Origin of the sequence: Flavobacterium commune (assembly GCF_001857965.1) — a bacterium.
GTDB classification, from domain to species: domain Bacteria; phylum Bacteroidota; class Bacteroidia; order Flavobacteriales; family Flavobacteriaceae; genus Flavobacterium; species Flavobacterium commune.
The window spans coordinates 1,439,172-1,464,043 of the sequence record NZ_CP017774.1 but is presented as its reverse complement, the minus strand read 5'-3'; the positions used below and the strand labels follow the sequence as shown (position 1 = coordinate 1,464,043).

Here is a 24,872-nt window from a genome sequence, read left to right as displayed (position 1 = left end):
TTTAGCCTGTTGCCAAAATGTGTTCTAATTCATGAAAACCCGAAGACAAAAAATAATCTTAGTTGCCAAAATTCTTGTTGCTTTTCTATTCGTTACAATTATTGGACTTTTTAGCTTCAGAGAAATGCTTTTGCAGCAAATTATCACTAAAACGGCAAACAAGATGGAAGTAGATTACAATAGCCATTTTGTCGTAAAAAAAGCTGCTTTCGAAGGACTTTCGTGCATCAATTTAACCGATATTACTTTAGTTCCAAAAAATGCTGATACCCTGTTCAATATCCAAAGAATGAGAACTTCGGTCAATATCTGGCGTTTATTTGTTGGCGACGTTCAATTAGGAACTTTAGAAATTAAAAACGGCTATGTTCAGCTAACAAAAAAAGGGAAAGTCAAAAATTTTGCCGCTTTTTTAAAAAGAAATAAAGACGAAGAACAAAGCAGCGATAAGAGAGATTATGCCGCTTTTGCTTACCGGATTATCTCGAAAGTACTCCATTTAATTCCGACTGATATGGAAGTCGAAAACCTGAAATTCAAACTCGATGATAACGGAAAAAGAGCCACAATTGACATCAAAAAATTAGTATTGGCAAATAAAGAACTCGAAACTTCGATTCATGTAAAAACCAATACTTTTGCCCAACGCTGGAAAATAAAAGGTTTTGCCGACCCTAGAAATAAAAAGGCTGACATTCGCTTTTTTAATATCGATACAGGAGCTATCAAAGTTCCTTATTTTGATGAACGTTACAATTTGATTTCCAGTTTTGATTCCATCCGGCTTAATATTGAAAACATTGACAAAAGTGGCGGTGAATTGCATATTGACGGTTTTACTTCTATTGCCAATTTGAAAATCAATCATGCTAAAATTGCCCGAAAAGATGTACTGATTAAAAACGCCCGTTTTGATTACCGCCTGCTTTTAGGCTCTGATTTCGTTTCAGTTGACAGCAGCTCGACAGTACAATTTAACAGAATAAAATTGCACCCCTACCTGGCTTACGAAACCGAAGAAGATACCATTTATAGACTTAAAGTCAACATTCCAAAGATGAAAGCACAGGATTTTATCACTTCGCTTCCTGATGGATTGTTTACTAATTTTCAAGGTATGGAAGCCAAAGGAACTTTTGATTATAATTTGGATTTTAAATACAATAAAAACAAAGCAAACGATTTGGTTTTCAACAGTAATTTAAAGAAAGAAAATCTAAAGATTACCAAATATGGCGAGGCAAATTTAACAAAACTCAATAGTGAGTTTATTTATCGTGCCATCATTAATGGCGTTATGCAGCGTCCGGTTTTAGTGGGTACGGCTAATGTGAATTATACTCCGCTGGATCAAATTTCGCCTTATTTGCAAAAATGTGTCCTGACCACCGAAGATCCTTCGTTCTTTTCGCATCATGGTTTTATTAACGAAGCTTTCAAACAGTCGATTGCTAAAAATATTAGAACCCGAAAATTTGCCCGGGGTGCCAGTACCATCAGTATGCAGTTAATCAAAAACGTTTTTTTGACCAGAGAAAAAACTTTATCCAGAAAACTGGAAGAAATTCTACTGGTTTATATACTAGAAAACAATCGGATTGTGAGCAAAGAACGCATGCTTGAAGTGTATTTTAATATCATCGAATGGGGACCAAATGTATATGGAATTGGCGAAGCGGCACAGTTTTATTTCCAGAAAACTCCAGCCGATTTGACTTTTAACGAATGCCTCTATCTTGCCCGAATTATTCCAAGTCCAAAAAAATTCATGTATCAGTTTAACGACGAAGGCAATCTAAGAGAATCGGCGGTAAAACAAGTTTCTTTTTTAACGGATTTGATGATTCGAAGAGGATTGTTGACTATCGACGACACTATTTTTAAAAGTCAGGCTACCATTTTAACAGGTCCCGCAAAATCATTACTTCGTATAAAAGTAAAAGATACAACAGCAGTGGATTCTTTAGCGGTAAAAGAGGAATTTGAATTTTAAAATTTAACCACAAAGCCCACTAAGAAGGCACGAAGGACACTAAGATTTTTTAATTTTCCTTTGTGTTCTTTGCGAAAAAACTTTGCTCTCTTTGCGGTTAAGTAAAATTATAATACGGTTAGAGAAAAAAATTAAGGCGCAGGATCAGGAACAACAGCATGAACGGCATTGATTTCATTGATAATTTCTTCCGATAAAACCACATCAATCGATCCGATATTTTCTTTTAATTGCGCCAGATTAGTTGCTCCAATAATATTACTGGTAACAAAAGCCTGTTGGTTTACAAAAGCCAAAGCCATTTGAGCTAATGATAAACCATGCTTTTTTGCAATTTCGCTGTATAGTTTAGTAGCCTGAGTACATTCGGCGCTATTGTATCTTGAAAATTGGGGGAACAGTCTGATTCTGGCATTTGGATGATCAAAACCGGTTAAAAATTTCCCGGACAAAACGCCAAAAGCTAATGGTGAATAAGCTAGTAAGCCCAAATTTTCCCGGATACAAATCTCGGCAGAACCTCCTTCAAAAAGACGGTTTAATAAGGAATATGGATTTTGAACGGTTTTGATTTTGGGTAATTTATTATACTTGCTTTCCTCCAGAAAACGCATAATTCCCCAAGGCGTTTCATTGGAAAGTCCAATGTGTTTTATTTTCCCTTCTTTGATAAAACCTTCTAAGGTTTCTAACACCAATCGGATATTATCTTCCCAAATATCATCCTGAACTTTAAAACCACGTTGCCCGAAGAAATTGGTTTTTCGTTCCGGCCAATGCAATTGATAAACATCAATATAATCCGTTTGTAGGCGCTGTAAACTTTTGTCTAAGGCATATTTGATACTGGCAGGCGAAAAATCATTTTTCTCGCGCATGTAAGTAAAATTCGGATTCGGTCCCGCAATTTTAGATGCCAACACAATTTCTTTTCTTTTGCCCGATTTCTTAAACCAGCTTCCCAGGATTTTTTCGGTGCTCCCATAGGTTGTTTCTCGTGCCGGTACCGAATACATTTCGGCAGTATCAAAAAAATTAACACCATGTTCTACCGCATAATCCATTTGGGCATGACCATCGGCTTCGGTGTTTTGCTCGCCAAAAGTCATGGTGCCAAGGCATATTTTGCTGACTTTTATATCCGTATTGGGTAAGGTTGTGTATTTCATTTTATCTATTCAAAAAGGTTAAAAAACAAAGTTACAAAGGTTCGTGAAAAGTATTTAAATCAAAAAGGTTCAAAGCAGTACTTCGAACCTTTTTTAACTTTTACTTAAAATGCTTAGTTGATTTCGTTCAACATTTCGGCAATTTCGTCTAATCTTGGTGTCAAAATAATTTCAATTCTTCTGTTTTTCGCTTTTCCATCAGCTGTTTCATTAGTGGCCAAAGGCGAAAATTCTCCTCTTCCGGCAGCGGTCAAATTCTTTTTGTCAATTCCTCGGTTTTCACTTAAGATCCCTACGATAGCCGTAGCTCTTTTAGTCGATAAATCCCAGTTATCAGCAATTGGGCCTGAACCGCCATAAGGAACATTATCGGTATGCCCTTCAATAAGTACTGAAATCTCCGGATTATCAGCCAGAACTTTTCCTAGTTCTTCTACTGCTTTTTTCCCTTCAGATCCTACTGACCAACTTCCGGAACTAAAAAGTAATTTGTTTTCCATAGAAACATACACTTTTCCGTTTTTTTGTTCTACGGTCAATCCTTTGCCTTCAAATCCGTTTAAGGCTTTTGATAAGGTTTCTTTCAGTTTTCGCATCGTTGCTTCTTTGGCAGCAATCATATCCTCTAACTCTTTCAAACGTTGTGCGCTTTTACTTAAGCGTTCTTGTTCGATTGTTAAGGCTTTTTGTTTGGCTTCTAATTCAGCTAATAAATCACGGTTTTTCTTCAAATTAGACTGCAACGCATCGTTGCTGTTTTTTTCCAAAGCATTGTATGAATCCTGTAAACGAGCCATTTTTTCGTTTAGCGCTTTTTGGTCGGCGGTCAATTTATCACGCTCAGATTTGAGTTTGCTTAATTCGTTATTTAGCGCATCACGATCTAATTCCAGTTGATTTTTGGTTTTTAAAAGATCGGCGTTTTCATCAGCTAAGCTTCTGTTTTCTTTCTTTAAATCGGTGTATTTGTTTTCTAAATCAGTGTATATTTTTTTAGAAACACAAGAGGTCGAAAGTGCTAAAACTAACAAGCCTAAGGAGATTTTTTTTATCATTTTTATTTAATTTTATTGAAACCTAATTGTTTTTTTGTCATTGCTATTTCCATTGAAATTGCTATTTATTCTATATCTACAAGAACGGGACAATGGTCAGAATGTTTTGCTTCGGGCAAAATAAGTGCTTTCTTGATTCTGTCTTTCAATGGTTCGCTTACCAGGCAATAATCAATACGCCAACCTTTGTTGTCTTCTCTTGCGGTTTTTACACGCACCGTCCACCAGGAATAATTGCCGGGTTCTTTGTTTAAAAATCGGAAACTGTCAATAAATCCATTTTTCAAAAAAGCATCCAGCCAGGCACGTTCTTCGGGAAGAAAACCAGAGACTTTTGCGTTTCTAACAGGATCGTGAATATCTATGGCTTCGTGACAAATATTATAATCGCCGCAAATAATCAAATTCGGAATTTCCTTTTTTAAATTATTGATATAGTTTTGGAAATCATCCATAAACATGAATTTATGATTGAGTCTTTCGATATTAGTTCCCGATGGCAAATACAAACTCATAACCGAAAAATCATCAAAATCCACGCGAACAGTTCTTCCTTCGAAGTCCATGTGCTCAATTCCGGTACCATAAACTACGTTGTTGGGTTTTATTTTTGATAAAATGGCAACACCACTATAGCCTTTTTTAGTGGCCGGAAACCAATAATGATAAGGGTAACCTACTAATTCAAAGTCTAACAACGGAAGTTGATCCGGGGTAGCTTTAATTTCCTGAAGGCAAACCACATCCGGTTTTGCCAGTTCTAACCAATTAATTAATCCCTTTGAAATTGCTGCCCGAATTCCATTGACATTATAAGATACAATTCTCATTCATTTTCTTTTTTTGATTCCCAAAAATACTAAAAAATAAATCGGTCGGATTATAAAACTTTCTTAAGGTTATAGTCTAATTTAGAAAATGTTTTGTTGTTGTTTTAAAATATTGACTGCATTTATTTTGTCGATTCAGTGTTTTTTTAATACTGAATTTGCTTTAAAATCAAATTAGGCTCATAGTCGGATAATGGAGTTTTTTTCTATCTTTGTTTTTCTCTCAAAAAAAATAAAAAGTAAATGGGTTTAGTTACGGCCAAAGAAGTTGCAAAAGCAATCAATGTTGAGAAATACGGAGCATTAGGGACTTTATCAGGTTGGCTATTAATGAAAGTACTGAAAATTTCCACTTTAAATAAAGTGTATAACCGCAACAAACATTTAAAAGAAATTGATTTCTTAAATGGAATTGTGGACGACTTGCAGATAAAATTCGAAATTCCCGAAGAAGATTATAAACGTTTACCTAAAGACGGAGCTTATATCACCATTTCTAATCATCCGCTTGGAGGAATTGATGGTATTTTGTTATTGAAATTAATGCTTGAAAGAGAGCCAAATTTTAAGATTATTGCCAATTTTTTATTGCATAGAATTGCTCCTTTAAAGCAATACATCATGCCGGTAAATCCTTTTGAAAATCATAAGGATGCCAAATCCAGTGTGTTAGGAATCAAAGAAACCTTACGTCATTTAAGTGATGGGAAACCACTGGGAATGTTTCCTGCCGGAGAAGTTTCCAGTTATAAAGACGGACAACTTGTTGTGGACAAACCCTGGGAAGAAGGTGCTATCAAAGTAATCAGAAAAGCACAGGTTCCTGTTGTTCCAATTTATTTTCATGCCAAAAACAGTCGTCTTTTTTACATTCTTTCTAAAATCAGCGGGACTTTGCGCACGGCTAAATTGCCTTCGGAATTGTTTAGTCAAAAAAACAGAGTAATTAAAGTCAGAATTGGGAAACCTATTTCGGTTGCTGAACAAAACGAATACGAAAGCATCGAAGCTTATTCGGAATTCCTGAGAAAGAAAACCTATATGCTGGCTAATCCTTTTGAAAAAGAAAGCAAATTGCTTACTCCTTCGAGTCTAAAAATCACCCGAAATCCTAAAGAAATAGCGAATCCTGCCAATGGAGAAAAAATAATTTCGGAGGTAAATGCTTTAAGAGATACCGATTGCCGATTGTTGCAAAGTAAGAATTACGAAGTGTTTTTTGCACAGGCCAACAAAATTCCGAGTATTTTGCATGAAATAGGTCGTTTGCGCGAAATTACCTTTAGAGAAGTAGGAGAAGGAACTAATGAATCGATTGATTTAGACAAGTTTGATCAATACTACCACCATTTGTTTTTGTGGGATGATGAAGCTAAAAAAATTGCAGGTGCTTACAGGATGGGATTGGGTTCAGAAATTTACCCTAAGCATGGAATTGAAGGTTTTTATTTGAATGAACTTTTCCGTTTTGAACCCGAATTGTTTGAAACCATGCACCAGTCTATCGAGATGGGACGTGCTTTTATCATCAAAGAATATCAGCAAAAACCAATGCCGCTGTTCTTGCTTTGGAAAGGAATTATCCATACAACATTGCGTTTTCCGGAACATAAATACCTTATTGGCGGCGTGAGTATTAGTAATCAATTTTCTGATTTTTCAAAATCGTTGATGATTGAGTTTATGAAATCGAATTATTACGATCCCTATATTGCACAATACATTCATCCCAAGAAAGCCTACAAAGTAAAACTAAAAGATGCCGACAAGGATTTCATCTTCAATGAAACCGAAGCCGATTTGAATAAGTTTGACAAAATTATAGACGAATTAGAACCTGGGATTTTACGTTTGCCTGTGTTGATTAAAAAATACATCAAGCAAAATGCAAAAGTGGTTGCTTTTAATGTTGATCCATTATTTAATAATGCTGTTGATGGCTTAATGTATATCAGAATTGCCGATATTCCTGAAAGTACCATGAAGCCGGTAATGGAAGAGTTTCAGGCTGAACTGGAAAGGAAAATTAACGAAAAAGGGGAGTTGTAAACTCTTTTGATATAGAAAAAGTCGCTTATTATAAAGTTAGTAAGCGACTTTTTTTATGGTCTTGAAACGACAAGTTTATAAATCTGGATTACGCATTGGAACACAGATTAAACGGATTCAAACGGATTTTTTAAGCATAAAATCTGCGATAATCTGCGAGACAAAAAAACAAAAAAAATCTAATGTGGATTCTGGGTAAAAACACAAAACCCATTCGCGGCGACGAATGGGTTTTTCTATATAAAATTAGGCTACTTTTTGGATCAAATCATACATAGGACAACGTTTGCAACGTTTGTTTTCTGATTTTTTGAATTTTTCGCAACAGGAAGATTTACAGTTTTCCACTTTTTTGATGACATTAAGAGCTTCTTTTTTCTTTTTGTCTTTCTTCTTGCTTTTCTTCTCTTTCTCTTTGTCCTTTTTGCTCACCTTTGCTTTTGCTTTAAAACTGAGGCAAATATAAAAAGAAAATATTATTTTTATGTATTCTAAATAAAATTTAACGTTTTTATTTTGGATTTATAGCAACAGAGCTTGTTACGGTTAGTTGCTGAATATCACGATCAAACAAGTACAATCCTCCTTTGTCGTCACCAATTAGGTTGATTTTATCCAAAATAGTTTTAGCTGTAGCCTCTTCTTCGATTTGTTCAGAAACATACCATTGTAAGAAGTTGTGAGTAGCATAATCTTTTTCGGAAAAAGTGATATGAACCAATTCGTTAATAGAATCAGAAACGAAAATTTCGTGTTGGTATAATGCTTCAAACATTTCTTTGAAAGTAGTATAAGTCGTTTTAGGAGCTTTCAAATCGGTGATTTGTGCGTGTCCGCCACGTTCGTTTACATATTTAATTAATTTAAGCATGTGAGCGCGTTCTTCGTCGGATTGAGCATACATAAATTGTGCAATTCCTTCGAGTCCGTTTGCTTCTGCCCAACAAGCCATTGATAAATAAGTTTGTGAAGATTCGGCTTCAATGCGGATTTGCTTGTTTAATGCAGTTTCTATATTTTTTGATAACATGATCGAGAGTTTTTTGTTAAACGTGGAGTAAAGTTACTAAAAATCGTATAAAAACCATTGGTGTAAGCTTATTTGATTTTTATACAACAATAGTTTTAATCTATTTAACTCAATTCCTTTTTTTTATCAATTGAATCCGTCAGTAAATTTACGCATTATAAATTGTTTTGACTCAAAATCATAATAACCCAGAATATAATAATCATTATATTTTGATATATTCTTTATTGTTATTTTTTTATTCATATCTAAAAAATAGTACAACTTATCAATCCCTATCGGCGGCTGTTCCTGATTTATAAATTCAAAATTATGATCTAATATACGTGGAAAGTAAACGGATTTAAAGTGTTCTATTGTTGAAAACTCTGCATTAAAATACGGGTCATCTTCTTCATATCTATTCACTATATAAGTTTGATTTCGAAATGAAGCCCCTTGTTTTTTAATTACTGGAACTCCTCCAAAAGTAACCAACGTATTTTCTTTATTTTTAAACACGGACAAACCTATATCTAAAGTCTGTAAATGTTGCAAAAATCTTTTAGGACTTCTTATTTCACCAGGTTTTCTTGAGTCTATTTGAATGAATAAAGGAACATCTTTAGATCTTTTATCATCTTCACTTAAAACTCTAATGGTTTTTAAAGTTTGATCCGAATTAAAATCTTTTATATCCAGTAAAAGTTCTGATTTACTTGTATTAATTTGATAAAGCTTACCATCCTGATAAAAAGAATTACTCATCTTTTTTGGATCTTGAAGAACCGTTTGAGGAAAGTTTTTCTCTATTAGTTCTTGATTTTCTATATCAATATCAAATGCCTGAGTTAGTTTTGGATTATAATCGAATGTTAGAACAATGTGATTTTTCTGAATATAAAGCTTACTTACTTTAACAGCTTTGTCCAAAGGATTATAATCATGAACATCTATTTTTTCAATAGGATAATTTTTTATTAGATTATTAAATCTTAGCATTTTGCCATTTTTATGCTGAAAAGTTAAAGAAGAAAAATCAAATCCTTTCTTTGCTACTTTAGTATCCTGAAAAGTATAAACGATTAATCCTTGCATAATTCTGTGTTTCGCCAGAATATGAAATGAATTATTCATCTGAAATACTGTTACAGCAACCTCATTAGCCGGAAATTTAAAATCGGAAATTGTATGTGTTTTATTTTCTAAGTTGCATTTTAAAATTGAAATCAAAACTAATGGCGATACATTCTCAATTATATTAGACGAGAAATAAATAGTCGGATTTCCATCCTGGCCAAAACTGCATCCTATTATTGATTTATCTGCTAAATTTTGTAGAGGAAACACATACTCACTTTTTAAGAATAATGCTCGATTATATTTTAAAATTGTAATCTTCTCAATATCCTTTATAAAAACGAATACATCATGTGTTTTTTCATTTTCAATATTTAGAATTTGATTGTTTTCTTCCGAATTTTTAAAATCAGATGTTGCAGAGAGTGCTACTTCATTAAGTGTTCTTAATTTCTCAATATTTGGTTTCTTATTGTTTTTTTTTGATTTTTTAAAATCTATAGGATGAGAAGTCAATAGTGTTTGACTTAACAATATTGATGAATAAAATAAAAACAAAAACTGGAATAATTTTTTCATACGCTATTTTTCATATGTTTTTACGTACAATAACTATTCCGTTTTTTTAGTTTATCTCATTATTTTAATTTTTTCAAAACTTCAGTAATTTTTTCAAAAGCACTAAAGTTTTCATGTTTCACTTCGTGATCAATTTTTTCATGTGCCCAGGTGGTGTGAAAAGGAACATGAGCTGCGTGTCCGCCTATGGCTAAAACCGGTAAAACATCTGATTTTAAGGAATTACCTATCATGAAGAATTCTGAGGGTTTAATTTCCAAACGTTTAATCAGATCCAGATAATCCTGTTCCTGTTTGTCTGACATTACTTCGATATGATGGAAATATTTTCCCAATCCTGAATTGTGTAATTTACGTCTCTGATCCAGCAAATCGCCTTTGGTAGCTACGACTAGTTTGTATTTTCCATGTAAGGCAGCCAGGGTTTCTTCAACACCGTCTAAGAGTACAATAGGTTTTTCCAATAGTTCTTTGCCATATTGTATAATTTTTTCGATAACTTCAACCGAAATGGTGTTGTTTGAAATAGTCATTGCGGCCTCAATCATAGAAAGGATGTATGCTTTAATGCCATAACCGTAGATTTTTAAATTAGCAATTTCTATTCTGAAAAGCTCTTGCGCAAGACCTTGTTGGGACAGGTAATCACTCATTAATTCACAAAATTTTTCTTCTGTTTCTGAAAAATAGGTTTCGTTGACAAACAAGGTATCATCGGCATCGAAGGCAATTACTTTGAAAGACATAATCATTTAATTTTTATTGCAAATTCGGGATTTATTTTCTTTTAAAGAAATCATTTCTTTAAAAAACAAAAGAGGCCAAATGAGCCTCTTTTAGTGTATGTTTAAAAAACAAATTAACTTTTTTCGTAAGGGAAATTGCGCCCCACTTTTCGCATCATGTGTTCCATCATAGCTTGAGGATTACTCATTACATCTTCATCCATTTGCTTGTAAAAACGCCATAATAAATCTCCGTCTTTGGCATTATAAAGATTCATAGTCAAATCAGAAGTGGCTACTTTTCCTGTTCCAAAACCAATTAGTAAGCTTTTTACAATTGCACCACCTTCGCTACCTGTTTTTTGATAAGCATAAGAACATTTAATTACAGCGTCAACACCAAGTATTTTTGCTAATGCATCTGGAGTCAATTCGTCAAGTTTATCAAAACTCCCATTTTGTTTCAATAGAATATTAGTTCTTTCAGGATCCTGAACTGAAACTGAATAATCTGATGATTTTCTTAATAAATAAGTGTATAGTCCTGATTGTAAGCTAAGCGCTGATTTTTTTTCCTCTTCGGCATTGGTTTCCGGATTAAAATTCTTTGGAAGCCTTTTGTATGAGATGGTTGATTTAAATGGTAATACAGCTACCGTTTTGTGTGTTGAAATGGCTTCTTTTAATTTTGGAGATTCAAAAATCTGCTTACTTGATTGCGCTTGAATTATTGTAGTTACAATCAGGCAAATAAATAGAGTAATTTTTTTCATGTTTTGGTTTATTAAGATAATTAATACGTCGCAAAAGTATTATTTTTCTTAAATCAAAAAATTATTTTGATGATTTATTTCAAAAAAAAGTGACTATAAAGAAAGATGTGTTTATCTGGATTTTTTAAAACCGATTGGTTTATTATAAAATGTGATTCGAATTCCTAAAAGTAGAAAAACGGCACCGATAATCCTGAGCCAGCTCATTTTTTCGTCTAAAAATAACCAGGCAAGTAATGTCGCCAAAACGGCTTGTCCTAATAAACTCAGTGAAACTCTTGTGGCTTGTAAATGTTGGGTCGAATAACTGATTAACAGCCAAGCGGTCAGTTGACAAACAGCACCCTGAATAAACAAAACCAACCAGGCGGTGTTTGAAAAACCACTAAAGTTTTCCTCCGTAATTCCGCAAACCAAGGCTAAAAACAGACTCGAAGAAACCAGAACAATACTCATAAAAGAGAGTATGTCAACCCGGGATAAGATGTTCTTGCTGATTAATATATAAGTAGCATAAAGCATTCCGGATAAAAGAGCGAGTACAAAGGCCAGGTCAAAGTTGAGTTGGGCAAAAGTTTCAAAACCTACTAAAGTTACCATTCCCATAAGGGCGATTGCGGTTCCAATCCAAAAGTTAACCGAGGGTTTGTTTTTTAAAATCAAAAACGAACCTATACCCACCCAAACAGGGGATAAATTAGCCAATAAAGTAGCTTGGGTTGCACTCGATTTTTGAATGGCAATATTCCAAATGGCAATATCAGTTGCAAATACAATTCCGCAGACTACTGCAAGTAATGTTGTTCTCGTAGGTGGTAATTTGAATTTTTTGCTGAGAATAACGTAAGGAATTAATAAGACCGCAGCAATAAACATTCTGTAAAAAGCAGAAATCAATCCGTTAGTTAATTGTAAACGAACCAAAATAGGAAAGATGGAAATACAAAGTATTCCAAGTGCTAAAGCCAGTTTGGGTTTTGCATTGTTCATGTTTCCTTTTGTTTATAAAAACCAATTGCCACGTGGAAGTGTGGCAATTGAGTGTAATTTATGATTGTATTTCTTTTAATTTATCGTCTCTCCGTTCCCAACACCTTCAGTATCCGGATTTACGAAAACTAGTTTTCCTTCGGCGTTATTGGTCATCAAAATCATTCCCTGACTTTCTACACCACGAAGCGCTCTTGGAGCCAAATTTACTAAAACAGTCACGCGTTTTCCGATGATATCTTCTGGTTTAAAGCTTTCGGCAATCCCTGAAACAATCGTGCGAACATCAATTCCGGTATCTACTTTTAAAATTAAAAGCTTGTTAGCTTTTGGCATTTTTTCAGCTTCTAAAATGGTTCCCACGCGTAAATCCATTTTGGCAAAATCCTCAAACTGAATTAGGTCTTTTTGTGGTTCGGCTTTTTTGTTTTCAGCGATATTGGCTGTTTTAGTAGCTTCTAATTTGTCTATTTGTTTCTGAATTTCTTCGTCTTCAATTTTAGAAAACAACAATTCGGCTTCACCAATTTGGTGTCCGGCAGGCATTAAATCAGAAGTTTCAGTAATGGTACTCCAATTTAATTTATTCTCTATTTTTAAGATACGAGTCAGTTTAGCGGCAGTAAATGGTAGGAAAGGTTCGCAAAGTGAACTTAAAGCAGCAGCGATTTGCAAAGCCACATACATTTGGGTTTGTACACGTTCCGGATTGTCCTTAATCACTTTCCAAGGTTCTTCGTCAGCCAGATATTTATTTCCTAAACGGGCCGCATTCATCATTTCGCCTAAAGCTTCTCTGAATCTGTATCTTTCCAATGAACTTGAAATCACCGCCGGATAGGCTTGTAATTCGGCTAAAGTTTGTTCGTCTACTTCCGAAAGTTCGTTTGGAGTTGGAACAATTCCTTCGTAATATTTATTGGTTAACACCACCACGCGATTGATGAAATTTCCAAAAATCGCTACTAATTCATTGTTATTTCTAGCTTGGAAATCTTTCCAGGTAAAATCGTTATCCTTAGTTTCTGGCGCATTCGAAGTCAAAGCATAACGCAAAACATCCTGTTGATTTGGGAATTCTTCTAAATATTCGTGCAACCAAACCGCCCAGTTTTTAGAAGTTGATAATTTATTTCCTTCTAAATTCAGGAACTCATTTGCAGGAACATTGTCAGGCAAAATATAACTTCCTTCGGCTTTTAACATCGCCGGGAAAATCACACAATGGAAAACAATATTGTCTTTTCCTATAAAGTGAACTAACTTGGTTTTTTCATCTTTCCAATATGGCGTCCAATCCTTTCCTTCTCTCGCAGCCCATTCTTTAGTTGACGAAATGTAACCAATAGGCGCATCAAACCAAACGTATAATTTTTTCCCTTCGGCTCCTTCCACAGGAACATCAATTCCCCAATCCAAATCACGGGTTACCGCACGAGGCTCTAATCCGCCGTCAATCCAGGATTTTACCTGTCCGTAAACATTCGGTTTCCAGTCGTTTTTATGTCCTTCAAGAATCCATTCTCTTAAAAATGCATCGTATCTGTCCAATGGCAAAAACCAGTGTTTTGTCGATTTCAAAATAGGAGTTTCTCCCGTAATAGTCGATTTTGGATTAATCAAATCAGTAGCATTCAAAGTCGAACCACATTTTTCGCATTGGTCGCCATAAGCCTCTTCGTTGCCGCATTTTGGGCAAGTTCCAATAACAAAACGGTCTGCCAGAAATTGATCAGCTTTGGCATCATACAATTGTTCGGTTACTTCTTCAATAAAATCACCTTTTTCATATAATTTTTTAAAGAACTCCGAAGCCGTTTCGTGGTGAATCTTAGCCGAAGTTCGGGAATAATTATCAAATGCAATTCCAAAATCAGAGAACGATTTACGGATAATTCCATCATACTTGTCGATAACTTCCTGAGGCGTAATGCCCTCTTTTTTGGCTTTCATCGAAATGGCAACTCCGTGTTCGTCGCTTCCGCAAACAAACAAAACGTCTCTTCCTTGTAATCTTAAATATCTGGAATAGATGTCTGCAGGTACGTAAACTCCCGCCAAATGCCCAATGTGAATGGGTCCGTTAGTATATGGCAAAGCCGCCGTAATGGTATATCTTTCTGGATTCTGTAGCATAATTCAATTTTATAGAGCGCAAAAATAAGGAATAGAATTTTTATTCGAAGCAATTTCCCGCTATTCGTTGCAATCTTTTGTGCCGAACACCGGCACAAAAGGATTTTCACTGCTATCGGGGCTAGGGATTTGGTGTTTTGATACCGATTTTTTAATAATTTAATGTTTGTTGTTTCTAGCCAACGGATTAAAATCCGTTGCTACAATATGAATCGTTCCTATGGAATTTTTACATGCCTAATAAGAGCCGTAGGCTCGGTAAATCTTGTAGGGATCGATTTTAATCCATCTACATTTGACGAAATATTAATAGAGTGCCGTCGGCACTGACAATGTTTACAATCTATTATGCAAGTAATCTTCATCAAAATAATCTTCAATTGTTGATGTATTTGCTAAATGGTCGATTAAAATTTGATTAGAACAGAGAAGATCAAAAAAGAAATTCATTTCATCGCAAAATTCTTTGGTAATGTTTTCTAAATCTGGTACTTCAACAAATACATTGCAGTTTTTTTTCAATTTTAAAGGTCTTTCACTTTTTACACTACCATAGTGTTTAAAGATAAAATCTTTATCAATTTTTAAATCAGATAACAATAATTCTTTGTGAAAACTTCCCTCCAAATAATATATTGGCCAATAAGTAAATAAAAATTCTTTAGGGTGTTTAATGAAATTTGACCATTTTCTAATAGTTTGCAGCGTGGGAAAATTTTCAAAATATTTATATTCTTTATTGATAGCTTTAAAAATTACATCAACTCTTTCAACGAATAAATATAACAGCAGAAAGTAGTTAAAAAAATAATAATCTAAATCATTAGTTGGTTTATAATTTTCAAACCAATTGTCATTTATTCTGTTAATTAATTGGTGGAAATTTTCTCCTATTGAATTTCGTTTAGAATTGTCATTGTAAATAAATTTATAATACATATCACTAGCCTTTGTACCGCCAAAATGACCTTTAAAGCCATTATAGTTCCCAAGTGGATGACTGAATAAATTTTCTCTAAATATCTTTTTACAATTTTCGTGTATGTTCCCCAAGTCGCCCATTACATTTCTTTATTTTGATATTTAACTTATCTCGGTTTAAATATAAATGATTATTATTTGTATTGTCATAATAACAAACATGTACAATAATTTGTGGATAAATATTTAGATTTTAAATCAAAGCTGTTTCGAAGTATCGCTGCTTTTATATTTTTCGATAATACCTTTTATTACTTCAGAGTTTAGTCTATATCCGGTTAATAAAGGATAGCCTTCCCAGCGGACAATACCATTGGGATCTATCAAAATGCAATGCGGAATTCCTTTTACTTCTAAGGCGTTGTACATGCTTCTTTGTGTGTCAATGGCGCTGTAATATTCAATTTGAGGAGCGGTCAATGCGGCTACTTTTTCTTTTGGTTCGTCGCTGATACCAATCACCACCAAATTATTTTCAAACTCTGTTTTAAAACGGTTCAATTCAGGAATGGCTATTTTGCAAGGGCCGCACCAGGTAGCCCAAAAATCAATCAGTACAAATTTTCCTTTTGTCTTAGGTTTTTCTGAAAGCCATTTTTCTACTACCAGTTTTGGTGCTTTTTGATTGATAATCGATTTTGCCCAGATTTTTTTCTCTTGAGAAAAAGTATTTAGTGCTAATAATAAGCATAGGGATAATAGTATTTTTTTCATCTTCGGTTGGTTGATTTATGGTTTGTTTTTTCAAATATATTGTTTTTTTCTTACAAAAAATATTGCTGTCTTCCATTTGTTATTTGTAATATATTGTCAGTTAGCTTTGTTTATCTTTGCAAACAGATTTAAAGAAAATAAATCATGGCAAAAGGACCTGAAAAAAATACCAAAAACAAGGCTTTACATACCAAATTATTGAATCGGAAAAAGGCCAAGCTTCAAGAAGAAAAGAAAGAAAGAGCCTTGCGTTTGAAAGCTTTGGTTGCCAAAATGAATCAGCAAAAATGAGCATCCCCTTTTAGAGAATTCTAAACTAGCTTTTCCGTTTTTTTACTGCATACTAAAAAAAATAATTCTAAATGTTATTTTGTTAAAAGTTTTTCTTACTTTTAATTTGTCGAAAGTGCTATTTAACTTTGTTAAGTTGTTTAATACCACCACTTTCGTTTTTTACTTATTTCCAAAAAAAACAATCCAATACTATAGCTGAATATTCCTTTTTGGGATGTTTTTGTTATGCTCAGCAGTCGCATTTTCAAGTTGTGTTACCTAAGCAATTTTCTTTTTAAACAAAGTTCATTGCCGATAATTCTATTGAGTTTATGAGGTGTTTTTTGTTTTTACTTTTCTGTATTGGGTCGGTCAATATGTTATTGGCACAAAATCAGGTTCGAATTTCTGCCAAGGTTTTAGATGCTAAAACACTAAAACCTCTGGTTTCTGCGGTGGTTTCTATTCAGAATACCAATTTTACACAGCTCACTAATAGCGAGGGAATAGTTGTTTTCGAATCCATTCCATCGGCCGATTATTTATTGCTTTTTCACAGTCAGGGTTATAAAGATGCTTTGTATCCTGTTTCTATTCAAAATACTTTAGCATTAGATTTAGGAACCATTTTGTTAGAATTAGATCAGGTTGCTGACCAACAGGCAGCTGTAATCCAACTTTTTGAAGACGATTTAACCGATGACAACAGCAGTTCCGAAAACACTTCGGGATTATTGCAATCTTCCAGAGATGCTTTTCAGCAAGCCGCCGCTTTCAATTGGGGGCAAGCCCGGTTTAGAATTCGTGGTTTGGATAGTGAAAATGCCACTACAATGATTAACGGCGTTACAATGAACAAACTTTATGATGGCAGACCCAATTGGAATAATTGGGGCGGACTCAATGATGCCACGCGAAATCAGGAATTTTCCATTGGAACTGCTCCGTCTGATTATACTTTTGGAGGGATTTTGGGAACGCAGCAAATCAATACTCGGGCTTCTATTTATCGAAAAGGAAACCGAATTACATTATCAGGAACCAATACCAATTACAATGGCCGAATCATGGCAACTCATGCTTCGGGAATGAGTAATTCGGGTTGGGCTTACGTTATTTCGGCAGGAAAACGTTATGCTCAGGAAGGACATTTTGAAGGAACAACTTATGATGCAAATTCTCTTTTTTTAAGTATCGAAAAAAGATTGAACGACCAACATTCGATAAATATAACTGGATTTTATACGCCAAACGAACGCGGGAAAAATTCGCCTAACACTGCCGAAGTGACTAATTTAACCAGCGAAACTTACAATTCGTATTGGGGATATCAAAATGGGAAAAAAAGAAATGCCCGGGTAAGAACGGTTGATGAACCCATTGTGATGTTGAATCATTATTTTAAGATAAATGATCATACGAATTTGAATTCGGCGGTGTTGTATCAGTTTGGAAAAATAGGCAACAGCAATATTGATTATCAAAATGCCAATAGTCCTGATCCTACTTATTTTAGAAAAATGCCGAGCTACTACACCTCTTTGTATGCCACAGATAATGGAGAATTCTCAGGCGAATTTACTCCGGATTATGCGAATGCTGAGCAAAGTAGGTTGGCATTTTTGGCCAATTCTCAGATTGATTGGGAGGCGATGTATCGGGCGAATCGAAATCCTGTGATTGATGAACATTCGAATATTATTGGTTACGAAGCCGCTCAAAGTCATTATGTTTTATATGAAGACCGAGCAGATGATAAAACGATGGCGTTTAATTCTAACTTTAATTCGCAGGTTTCTGAAAATTTGATTGTGAACGCGGGAATTTCATATCGGGATTTGAAATCGCATAATTATCAAAAGTTACTGGACTTATTAGGCGGTTCTTTTTTCGAAGATATTGATGGTTTTTATAGCGGAACTCAGGCGCAATCGGATTTGAATAATCTTAACAGAGCTGTGAAAGTTGGGGATACTTATGGTTATAATTATAGACTTTCGGCAGCGGTGTTGGAAGCTTTTACGCAGTTTAAATTTTCTTATGATAAGATTGATTTTTATCTGGCGCAGTCTTTTTCGAAAACGAATTATCAAAGAGAAGGTTTGTATAAAAATGGAATTTATCCGACGATTTCCTTTGGCGAAAGCCAAAAATTGAACTTTGAGAATTTTGGTTTTAAAGGCGGAATGCTATTTAAAATTTCAGGAAAACAATCCTTGAATTTGAATGCTGCCCATTTGACCAAAGCACCTAATTTAAGAAGTAGTTTTTCGAATGCCCGATTGAATAATACCGTAGTTGATGGTTTAGAAAGTGAAATACTCAATAGTGTTGATGCGACTTATGTTTTTCGAACTCCAAAACTAAAAACAAGATTGACAGCCTATTATTCGACCATTAAAGATGCTACTAAAATTAGCTTTTTTTATGCCGAAGGAATATTTGATAACGAAGCAGGTTATAGCAATACCAATGCTTTTGTGAGTCAGACGCTGACGGGGTTAGACCGGAAAAACCTTGGAGCCGAATTGAGTTTTGAATACCAAATAAATCCAACTCTCAAAACGAGTTTTTCAATGGCTTATGGGCAATTTATTTATGATAGTAATCCGAATGTGAGCATCAATAATGATGCGGTGGCCACGGTAGAAAATACAAATCCGTCTTTTGATTTTGGTACGGCACTTTTAAAAAATTATAAACAAGCGGGAATGCCGCAACAGGCGTATAGTTTGGGTTTGGAATATCGCGATCCAAAATATTGGTGGATAGGGACGAATGTCAATTATCTGGCGGAGAATTATATTGATGTTTCGCCTATTTCCAGAACCAATCGGTTTTATACCAATCCTGCGAGTGGATTTCCTTTCCCGGAAGCTACTGAAGAAAGAGCAGCCGAGTTATTAAAACAAGAAAAATTTGACCCTGTGAGTTTGCTCAATTTAATTGGTGGAAAGTCCTGGCGTATTAAAGGAAAATTTCTGGGACTTTTTGTGAGTATCAATAATGTGCTGGATAGCCAATACAAAACCGGCGGATACGAGCAAGCGCGGAATGCTAATTTCAGGCAACTCAATCAGGATGTTTCCAGTGGCACACCTTCTTTTGGTAACAAATATTTCTATGGATACGGCAGGACATATTTTGTGAATCTCAATTTTAGTTTCTAATTTAAAATTTTGGTTATTATGAAAAATTATACTTTTCAGTTTTTATTAATGATGCTAGTTCTGGGAGCTTGTGCAAATGACGCAACAGAGATTCCGAAACTCATTTGTAATCAACCCGATATTCCCGTAAACAAAACAGTAGCTGATATTAAAGAAACTGCTGCCGAAATTGTTGCTCAATATCCTTATGACGATGTGATAGAAGCCTATGTGGTTTCCAGTGATGAAAAGGGTAATTTTTTTAAAAGCATTTCGTTGCAAACTTTGGCTACAGCCACAACTCCTTCAGTAGGATTTAGCGTTCCCGTTGATGCTACCAATTTATATGTTGATTTTCGGGTGGGGAATAAGGTGTATGTGAAACTAAAAGATCAATATACCGATTTGTATTATGGTGGTTTGCGCATTGGTAGTTTGTATGTGAATGCTTTTAACCAAGGCGGAGTAGGGCGGCTTTCGCAAAACGATTATAAAAAGGTCTTGAATGCTTCTTGTACGAATGTGAAAGAAGAGCAACTGGTGCGTTCAGTTGATTTAGGCGAAATTAACGATAGCCATTTGAACACACTCATTGAATTATCGGATGTACAGTTTACAGAGTCGGCTATTGGGCGTCATTATTATGAAGAAACAAATGATGTGGGCGGTGCGACCAATTGGAATTTGGTGGACAAAAATGGCAATCAATTGATTTTTAGAACGAGCAGTTTTGCCGATTTTTCAAAAAGTATTGTCCCGGATGAAAGTGGAAAAGTAAGAGGTGTTTTGACTAAATTTGATACCGATTATCAGTTGATTGCCCGAAAAGAAACAGATGTTGTAATGCTTGGAAAACGCAACATTCCTTTTTTTGTTGAAGATTTTCAATCGGTTTCGGATGGGACAAATTTGAGTTTACCGGGTTGGGGTAATATTAGACAAACTGGAGCCATTTTTTGGAAAGGCGGTATTTCATCGACTAATGGTTATGCCGAATTTGCAATTACAGGAACTAAAGTAGCTTCGAATATTGTTTGGTTGATTTCGCCAAAAATCGATATGGATACGCATACCAATGAAACACTTTCTTTTAGAACAGCGCAGCATCATTTAGATGTAGATTCTCCATTAAATACACTTGAAGTTTATATTTCGAAAAATTTTGATGGAGTAAATATCAATACCGCGACTTGGACCCGACTTGCAGCAAAAATTCCTAATCAAGCAACGCCCTGGAATGAATTTATTGGTTCAGGAGCTATTGATTTGTCAAGTTATACAGGAAAAATCAATATTGCTTTTAAATACATTGGCTCGGGAACTAATTTAGCTTTAGATGGTGCTTTTATGGTAGATGATGTTCAGGTTTATGGGGATTAGTTTTTTATTATTTTACTATATTTGGCTTCTCTAAAAAATAATTTTACTATGAAACATTTATTATCAGCACTATTGATTATGACCCTTTTTATTTCTTGTAAAAAAGAAACTAACAGTAACAATACCAGCGAAGCACCAAGTGAGATTCCGTATGTTGCTAAAAATGAAAAGGAAATTGAGGAATATGTTGCTAAAAAGGGACTAAAAGGGACTAAAAGCGAATCAGGATTATACTATGTAATCAAAGATCCGGGAACAGGTAAGCAGGCTACTCCGGCTTCAAATGTTACTGTGGCTTACAAAGGTTATTTTATGGATGGAAAAGTATTTGATCAAAGTGACGAAAAAGGAATTTCTTTTGGTTTGAATCAGGTAGTTAAAGGCTGGACAGAAGGGATTTCATACCTAAAAGAAGGAGGAAGCGCTATCCTTGTTATTCCTGCAAAGTTAGGATATGGAGGAAGTGATAATGGAAGTATTCCGGGAGCTTCTGTACTTGTTTTTGAAGTAAAATTAATTTCGGTGAATTAGTTTTATTATTACAAAAAATAGAAAAACAATTAAAATACCTCCAAAAAGTTAAATACTTTTGGGGGTATTTTTTATGTAAATAAAAGTCAATTACAATTTGTAAATAATGGCTTCATAAGGTCTTAACAAACCATCTTTAGCAAGATTGTTATAATTAGCAATCAGTACTTTTGCGTTTTTGATATTGAAACCAGTATTTATTTTTACATTTTTATCAGAGAAATTGAGTACTACCAGTACTTTTTTTCCTTCTAATTCGCGTGTGTATGCAAAAACATCCGGATTGTCTTTATCTATCAAAGTATATTTACCGTAGATTAAAATTGGGTTTTCTTTTCGAAGCTGAACCAGTTTTCTAAAATAATTCAAAACTGAATTTGGATCTTTTTCCTGCGCTTCTGCATTGATTATGGCATAGTTTGGATTTACTTTTAGCCAAGGAGTGCCTGTTGTGAAACCTGCATTAGCTGTGGTATCCCATTGAAAAGGAGTTCTTCCGTTTTCTCTGGCCGTTTGTTTTTGTTCTTCTAAAAAGGCTTTTAAATCTCCGCCACGGTTTTTTAGTCCAAAATATTTGTTGCGGGTATCTACATCATGGTAATCGTCAATAGAGTCAAAACGGATATTAATCATACCTAATTCGTCTCCATGATAATAATAAGGCGTTCCTCGCATGCTCATCACAAAAGTGGATAGCATTTTGGAAGATATTTCTCTGAATTCCGGTGTGTCGTTTCCAAATTTACTGACCATTCTGGGTTGGTCATGATTGGCCAGGAAAATTGATAACCATCCTTTGTCTTTGAATGTTTTATCATATCTGGAAAAAATCTCTTTGTATTTTACTAAACCAAAATCTTTTACATGTTTTCCAATATCTACACTTTCAAAGTGATAAGCCATGTTTAATTCTTTACGGTTAGGATCAACAAAAAGCAACGCATCTTCCGGGGAACTTCCGGCACCTTCTGCAACGGTCATGATGTCGTATTTGCTAAAAACTTCCCGGTTCATTTCTTGCAAATATTCATGCAAATGTGGGCCTACACCATAATATTTGATGATGTTTTTTTCAAAACCTTTTGGGAGCTCTGGCCAGCTGGTGTCTTTAGAAGCAAATTGAAAAGCATCCATTCGGAATCCGTCGATTCCCTTGTCAAGCCAAAAACGCATAATGTCATAGACTTCGTTTCGCACTTTTGGGTTTTCCCAATTTAAGTCCGGTTGTTTTTGCGAAAAATAATGCAGGTAATAGGAATTAGTTTGGGCATCGTATTTCCAGGCATCACTGTTTACATCAAAAAAACTCCATCGGTAAGGCGGTTTTCCTTTTTCGGCAGGCCACCAATGGTAATAATCTCTATACGGATTGTCTCTGGAACTTCTGGATTGTTTGAACCATTCGTGTTCGTCACTACTATGATTGACTACTAAGTCCATGATAAGTTTGATGTTGCGTTTGTGCATTTCTTTTAGCAACAAATCAAAATCTTCCATGGTGCCAAAATCGGCCATGATTTCACGATAATTACTAATGTCGTAACCATTGTCGTCATTTGGTGAAGTATAAATTGGATTCAGCCATACCGCATCAATTCCCAGACTTTTAACATAATCCAGTTTGGAAATAATTCCTTTTAAATCGCCAATGCCGTCGCCATCGCTGTCCTTGAAACTTCTTGGGTAAATCTGGTACACTACGGCTTCTTTCCACCATTTAGAATCTGTCGCTGCCTTGTTTTCTTGTGCTGTGATTGGATTTGTTGACAACAATCCCATAAAAAGGATAGGAATTGCCATGCACTTTGGAAATTGTAATTTCATTTGGTTGGTTTTTAGTTTTCGTTTTTAATGAAAGCAACTCATCAAAAAGGCAAAAACGGGTTAGAGGTGTTTTATAGTTTCAAAAAAGTAAAGTTAGCGGCTTTATTCTTCTTGGTTTTTTGTTGTTGAAAAAAAGTAGAATGAAAATCGGTTTTTTAATAATAAAGTTAAGAAAATCAATGGTTTGAGATAGGGGTTTAGCTAAAAAAAGTAGTGCTTTTAGAATATAAAAAAGGTGCATTTGTATCTAATTTGAGTAATCTGTCTGTCGGCAGACAGCTTAGTTGTTTACAAAACAGCTTTTGATAGTTATAAGGGTTAACGATAAATTTTTATGAACACATAAATTCTATTCCTAACGGGCAAATCATTAAATTTGTAGCCTTATTTAGAGACATGTTAGAAAAAGAAGTAATAAATTTCGAAAAAACAGCCATCGTTGGTATTGTAACTCAAAATCAAAGCGAAGAGAAACTTAATGAATATCTTGATGAATTAGAGTTTTTAACCTTTACAGCAGGTGGTCAGGTGGTGAAACGTTTTTCGCAAAAAATGGACAAACCCAATCCTAAAACTTTTTTAGGTACAGGAAAAATAGACGAAATTCATCATTATGTAAAAGAAAACGGAATTTCGACCATCATATTTGATGACGAATTAACGCCTTCGCAACAAAAAAATATTTCCAAAATTATCGATTGTAAGATTCTCGACAGAACCAATCTTATCTTAGATATTTTTGCCCAAAGAGCCGAAACTTCTTACGCCAGAACCCAAGTTGAACTGGCGCAATGTATTTATTTGCTGCCAAGACTTTCAGGATTGTGGACACACTTAGAACGTCAAAAAGGGGGTATCGGGATGCGTGGTCCGGGGGAAACTGAGATTGAAACCGACCGTCGTATTGTGCGTGATCGAATTTCGTTGTTGAAAGATAAAATCAAAGCTATCGACAAGCAAATGGGGACTCAACGCAGCAATCGCGGTGCGATGGTTCGTGTGGCTTTAGTAGGTTATACCAATGTGGGAAAATCAACGTTGATGAACGCTATTGGGAAAAGTGATGTTTTTGTTGAAAATAAATTGTTTGCTACGTTAGACACGACTGTTCGAAAAGTGGTAATCAAGAATTTACCTTTCTTGCTTTCGGACACCGTAGGTTTTATCAGGAAATTGCCAACACAATTGGTAGATTCATTCAAGAGTACGCTTGATGAGGTTCGTGAAGCCGATTTATTATTGCATGTGGTGGATATTTCGCATCCGGATTTTGAAGATCATATTGCTTCGGTAAACCAAATTTTATTAGACATCAAAGCAGGGGACAAACCGGTAATTATGGTTTTTAATAAAATAGATGCTTACAGGCACTTGACTATTGATGAAGATGATTTAATGACCGAAAAAACTACTAAACATTATACATTGGAAGAGTGGAAATCGACCTGGATGAGTCGTGTAGGAGAGCAAAACGCCTTGTTTATTTCGGCTACCAATAAAGAGAATTTTGAAGAGTTTAGGGAAAGAGTTTACGAAGCCGTGCGCCAAATTCACATTACGCGTTTTCCTTATAATAAGTTCTTGTATCCCGATTATAAGGATGCAATGGAGAAAGAAGAATAGCATTTCTAA

Annotated in this window: 20 protein-coding genes; 7 read left to right on the top strand and 13 right to left on the bottom strand. The window is 34.8% G+C overall.

Features of this window, described 5'->3' with window-relative positions; translation table 11 throughout:
• The first annotated feature begins 31 nt into the window (after positions 1 to 31).
• Positions 32 to 1,993 (top strand): transglycosylase domain-containing protein, encoded by a 1,962-nt coding sequence (locus BIW12_RS06130; protein ID WP_071184292.1) that lies wholly within the window; start codon positions 32 to 34, stop codon positions 1,991 to 1,993.
• 131 nt (positions 1,994 to 2,124) lie between these two features.
• On the opposite strand, the gene BIW12_RS06125 is transcribed toward BIW12_RS06130, so the two are convergent.
• The 3 genes from BIW12_RS06125 to BIW12_RS06115 all read right to left on the bottom strand — a co-directional run bounded on the left by BIW12_RS06125 (position 2,125) and on the right by BIW12_RS06115 (position 5,047).
• On the bottom strand, positions 2,125 to 3,162 hold the full coding sequence (locus tag BIW12_RS06125; RefSeq protein ID WP_071184291.1) for an aldo/keto reductase: 1,038 nt from the start codon (positions 3,160 to 3,162) through the stop codon (positions 2,125 to 2,127).
• A 113-nt stretch (positions 3,163 to 3,275) separates the two neighbouring features.
• Positions 3,276 to 4,217, bottom strand: coding sequence for an OmpA family protein (locus BIW12_RS06120; RefSeq protein WP_071184290.1), 942 nt, complete (start codon positions 4,215 to 4,217; stop codon positions 3,276 to 3,278).
• A 65-nt stretch (positions 4,218 to 4,282) separates the two neighbouring features.
• Positions 4,283 to 5,047 carry an exodeoxyribonuclease III gene (locus tag BIW12_RS06115; RefSeq protein ID WP_071184289.1) on the bottom strand — a complete coding sequence of 255 codons (765 nt, stop codon included), beginning with the start codon at positions 5,045 to 5,047 and terminating at the stop codon, positions 4,283 to 4,285.
• A gap of 243 nt (positions 5,048 to 5,290) precedes the next feature.
• Here BIW12_RS06115 and BIW12_RS06110 point away from each other — a divergent pair, with 243 nt between their 5' ends.
• Entirely contained in the window at positions 5,291 to 7,096 is a 1,806-nt protein-coding gene (locus BIW12_RS06110; RefSeq protein ID WP_071184288.1) for a GNAT family N-acyltransferase, read from the top strand.
• A gap of 246 nt (positions 7,097 to 7,342) precedes the next feature.
• Here BIW12_RS06110 and BIW12_RS06105 read toward each other — a convergent pair whose 3' ends face one another.
• The 9 genes from BIW12_RS06105 to BIW12_RS06065 form a co-directional block, all read right to left on the bottom strand.
• A complete protein-coding gene (locus tag BIW12_RS06105) occupies positions 7,343 to 7,528 on the bottom strand; it encodes a hypothetical protein (RefSeq protein WP_071184287.1) in 186 nt (61 codons plus the stop codon).
• 79 nt (positions 7,529 to 7,607) lie between these two features.
• A complete protein-coding gene (locus BIW12_RS06100; RefSeq protein WP_071184286.1) occupies positions 7,608 to 8,126 on the bottom strand; it encodes a ferritin in 519 nt (172 codons plus the stop codon).
• Positions 8,127 to 8,252: 126 nt separating this feature from the next.
• Positions 8,253 to 9,764 (bottom strand): hypothetical protein, encoded by a 1,512-nt coding sequence (locus tag BIW12_RS06095; RefSeq protein ID WP_157499495.1) that lies wholly within the window; start codon positions 9,762 to 9,764, stop codon positions 8,253 to 8,255.
• A gap of 59 nt (positions 9,765 to 9,823) precedes the next feature.
• A complete protein-coding gene (locus tag BIW12_RS06090) occupies positions 9,824 to 10,516 on the bottom strand; it encodes an HAD family hydrolase (protein WP_198033456.1) in 693 nt (230 codons plus the stop codon).
• 107 nt (positions 10,517 to 10,623) lie between these two features.
• Complete coding sequence (locus BIW12_RS06085; protein WP_071184283.1) at positions 10,624 to 11,262, bottom strand: hypothetical protein; 639 nt, start codon at positions 11,260 to 11,262, stop codon at positions 10,624 to 10,626.
• Between the two features lie 111 nt (positions 11,263 to 11,373).
• Positions 11,374 to 12,252 (bottom strand): DMT family transporter, encoded by an 879-nt coding sequence (locus BIW12_RS06080; RefSeq protein WP_071184282.1) that lies wholly within the window; start codon positions 12,250 to 12,252, stop codon positions 11,374 to 11,376.
• 75 nt (positions 12,253 to 12,327) lie between these two features.
• Positions 12,328 to 14,388, bottom strand: coding sequence for a methionine--tRNA ligase (gene metG / locus BIW12_RS06075; protein ID WP_071184281.1), 2,061 nt, complete (start codon positions 14,386 to 14,388; stop codon positions 12,328 to 12,330).
• A gap of 336 nt (positions 14,389 to 14,724) precedes the next feature.
• On the bottom strand, positions 14,725 to 15,450 hold the full coding sequence (locus BIW12_RS06070; RefSeq protein WP_157499493.1) for a hypothetical protein: 726 nt from the start codon (positions 15,448 to 15,450) through the stop codon (positions 14,725 to 14,727).
• Positions 15,451 to 15,567: 117 nt separating this feature from the next.
• A complete protein-coding gene (locus BIW12_RS06065) occupies positions 15,568 to 16,083 on the bottom strand; it encodes a TlpA family protein disulfide reductase (protein WP_071184279.1) in 516 nt (171 codons plus the stop codon).
• A gap of 144 nt (positions 16,084 to 16,227) precedes the next feature.
• Between BIW12_RS06065 and BIW12_RS16430 the strand changes: the two genes are divergently transcribed.
• The 4 genes from BIW12_RS16430 (at position 16,228) to BIW12_RS06050 (ending at position 21,416) form a co-directional block, all read left to right on the top strand.
• Positions 16,228 to 16,374, top strand: coding sequence for a hypothetical protein (locus BIW12_RS16430; RefSeq protein WP_181161630.1), 147 nt, complete (start codon positions 16,228 to 16,230; stop codon positions 16,372 to 16,374).
• 359 nt (positions 16,375 to 16,733) lie between these two features.
• Complete coding sequence (locus BIW12_RS06060) at positions 16,734 to 19,526, top strand: TonB-dependent receptor (protein WP_198033455.1); 2,793 nt, start codon at positions 16,734 to 16,736, stop codon at positions 19,524 to 19,526.
• Positions 19,527 to 19,544: 18 nt separating this feature from the next.
• Positions 19,545 to 20,885, top strand: coding sequence for a DUF5689 domain-containing protein (locus BIW12_RS06055; protein WP_071184277.1), 1,341 nt, complete (start codon positions 19,545 to 19,547; stop codon positions 20,883 to 20,885).
• 48 nt (positions 20,886 to 20,933) lie between these two features.
• Entirely contained in the window at positions 20,934 to 21,416 is a 483-nt protein-coding gene (locus BIW12_RS06050) for an FKBP-type peptidyl-prolyl cis-trans isomerase (RefSeq protein ID WP_071186181.1), read from the top strand.
• Between the two features lie 90 nt (positions 21,417 to 21,506).
• Here BIW12_RS06050 and BIW12_RS06045 read toward each other — a convergent pair whose 3' ends face one another.
• Positions 21,507 to 23,195: a glycoside hydrolase family 13 protein gene (locus tag BIW12_RS06045; RefSeq protein WP_232227184.1), complete on the bottom strand. Its 1,689-nt coding sequence runs from the start codon at positions 23,193 to 23,195 to the stop codon at positions 21,507 to 21,509.
• Positions 23,196 to 23,636: 441 nt separating this feature from the next.
• Between BIW12_RS06045 and hflX the strand changes: the two genes are divergently transcribed.
• Positions 23,637 to 24,863, top strand: coding sequence for a GTPase HflX (gene hflX, locus BIW12_RS06040; protein ID WP_071184276.1), 1,227 nt, complete (start codon positions 23,637 to 23,639; stop codon positions 24,861 to 24,863).
• Positions 24,864 to 24,872 lie beyond the last annotated feature (9 nt).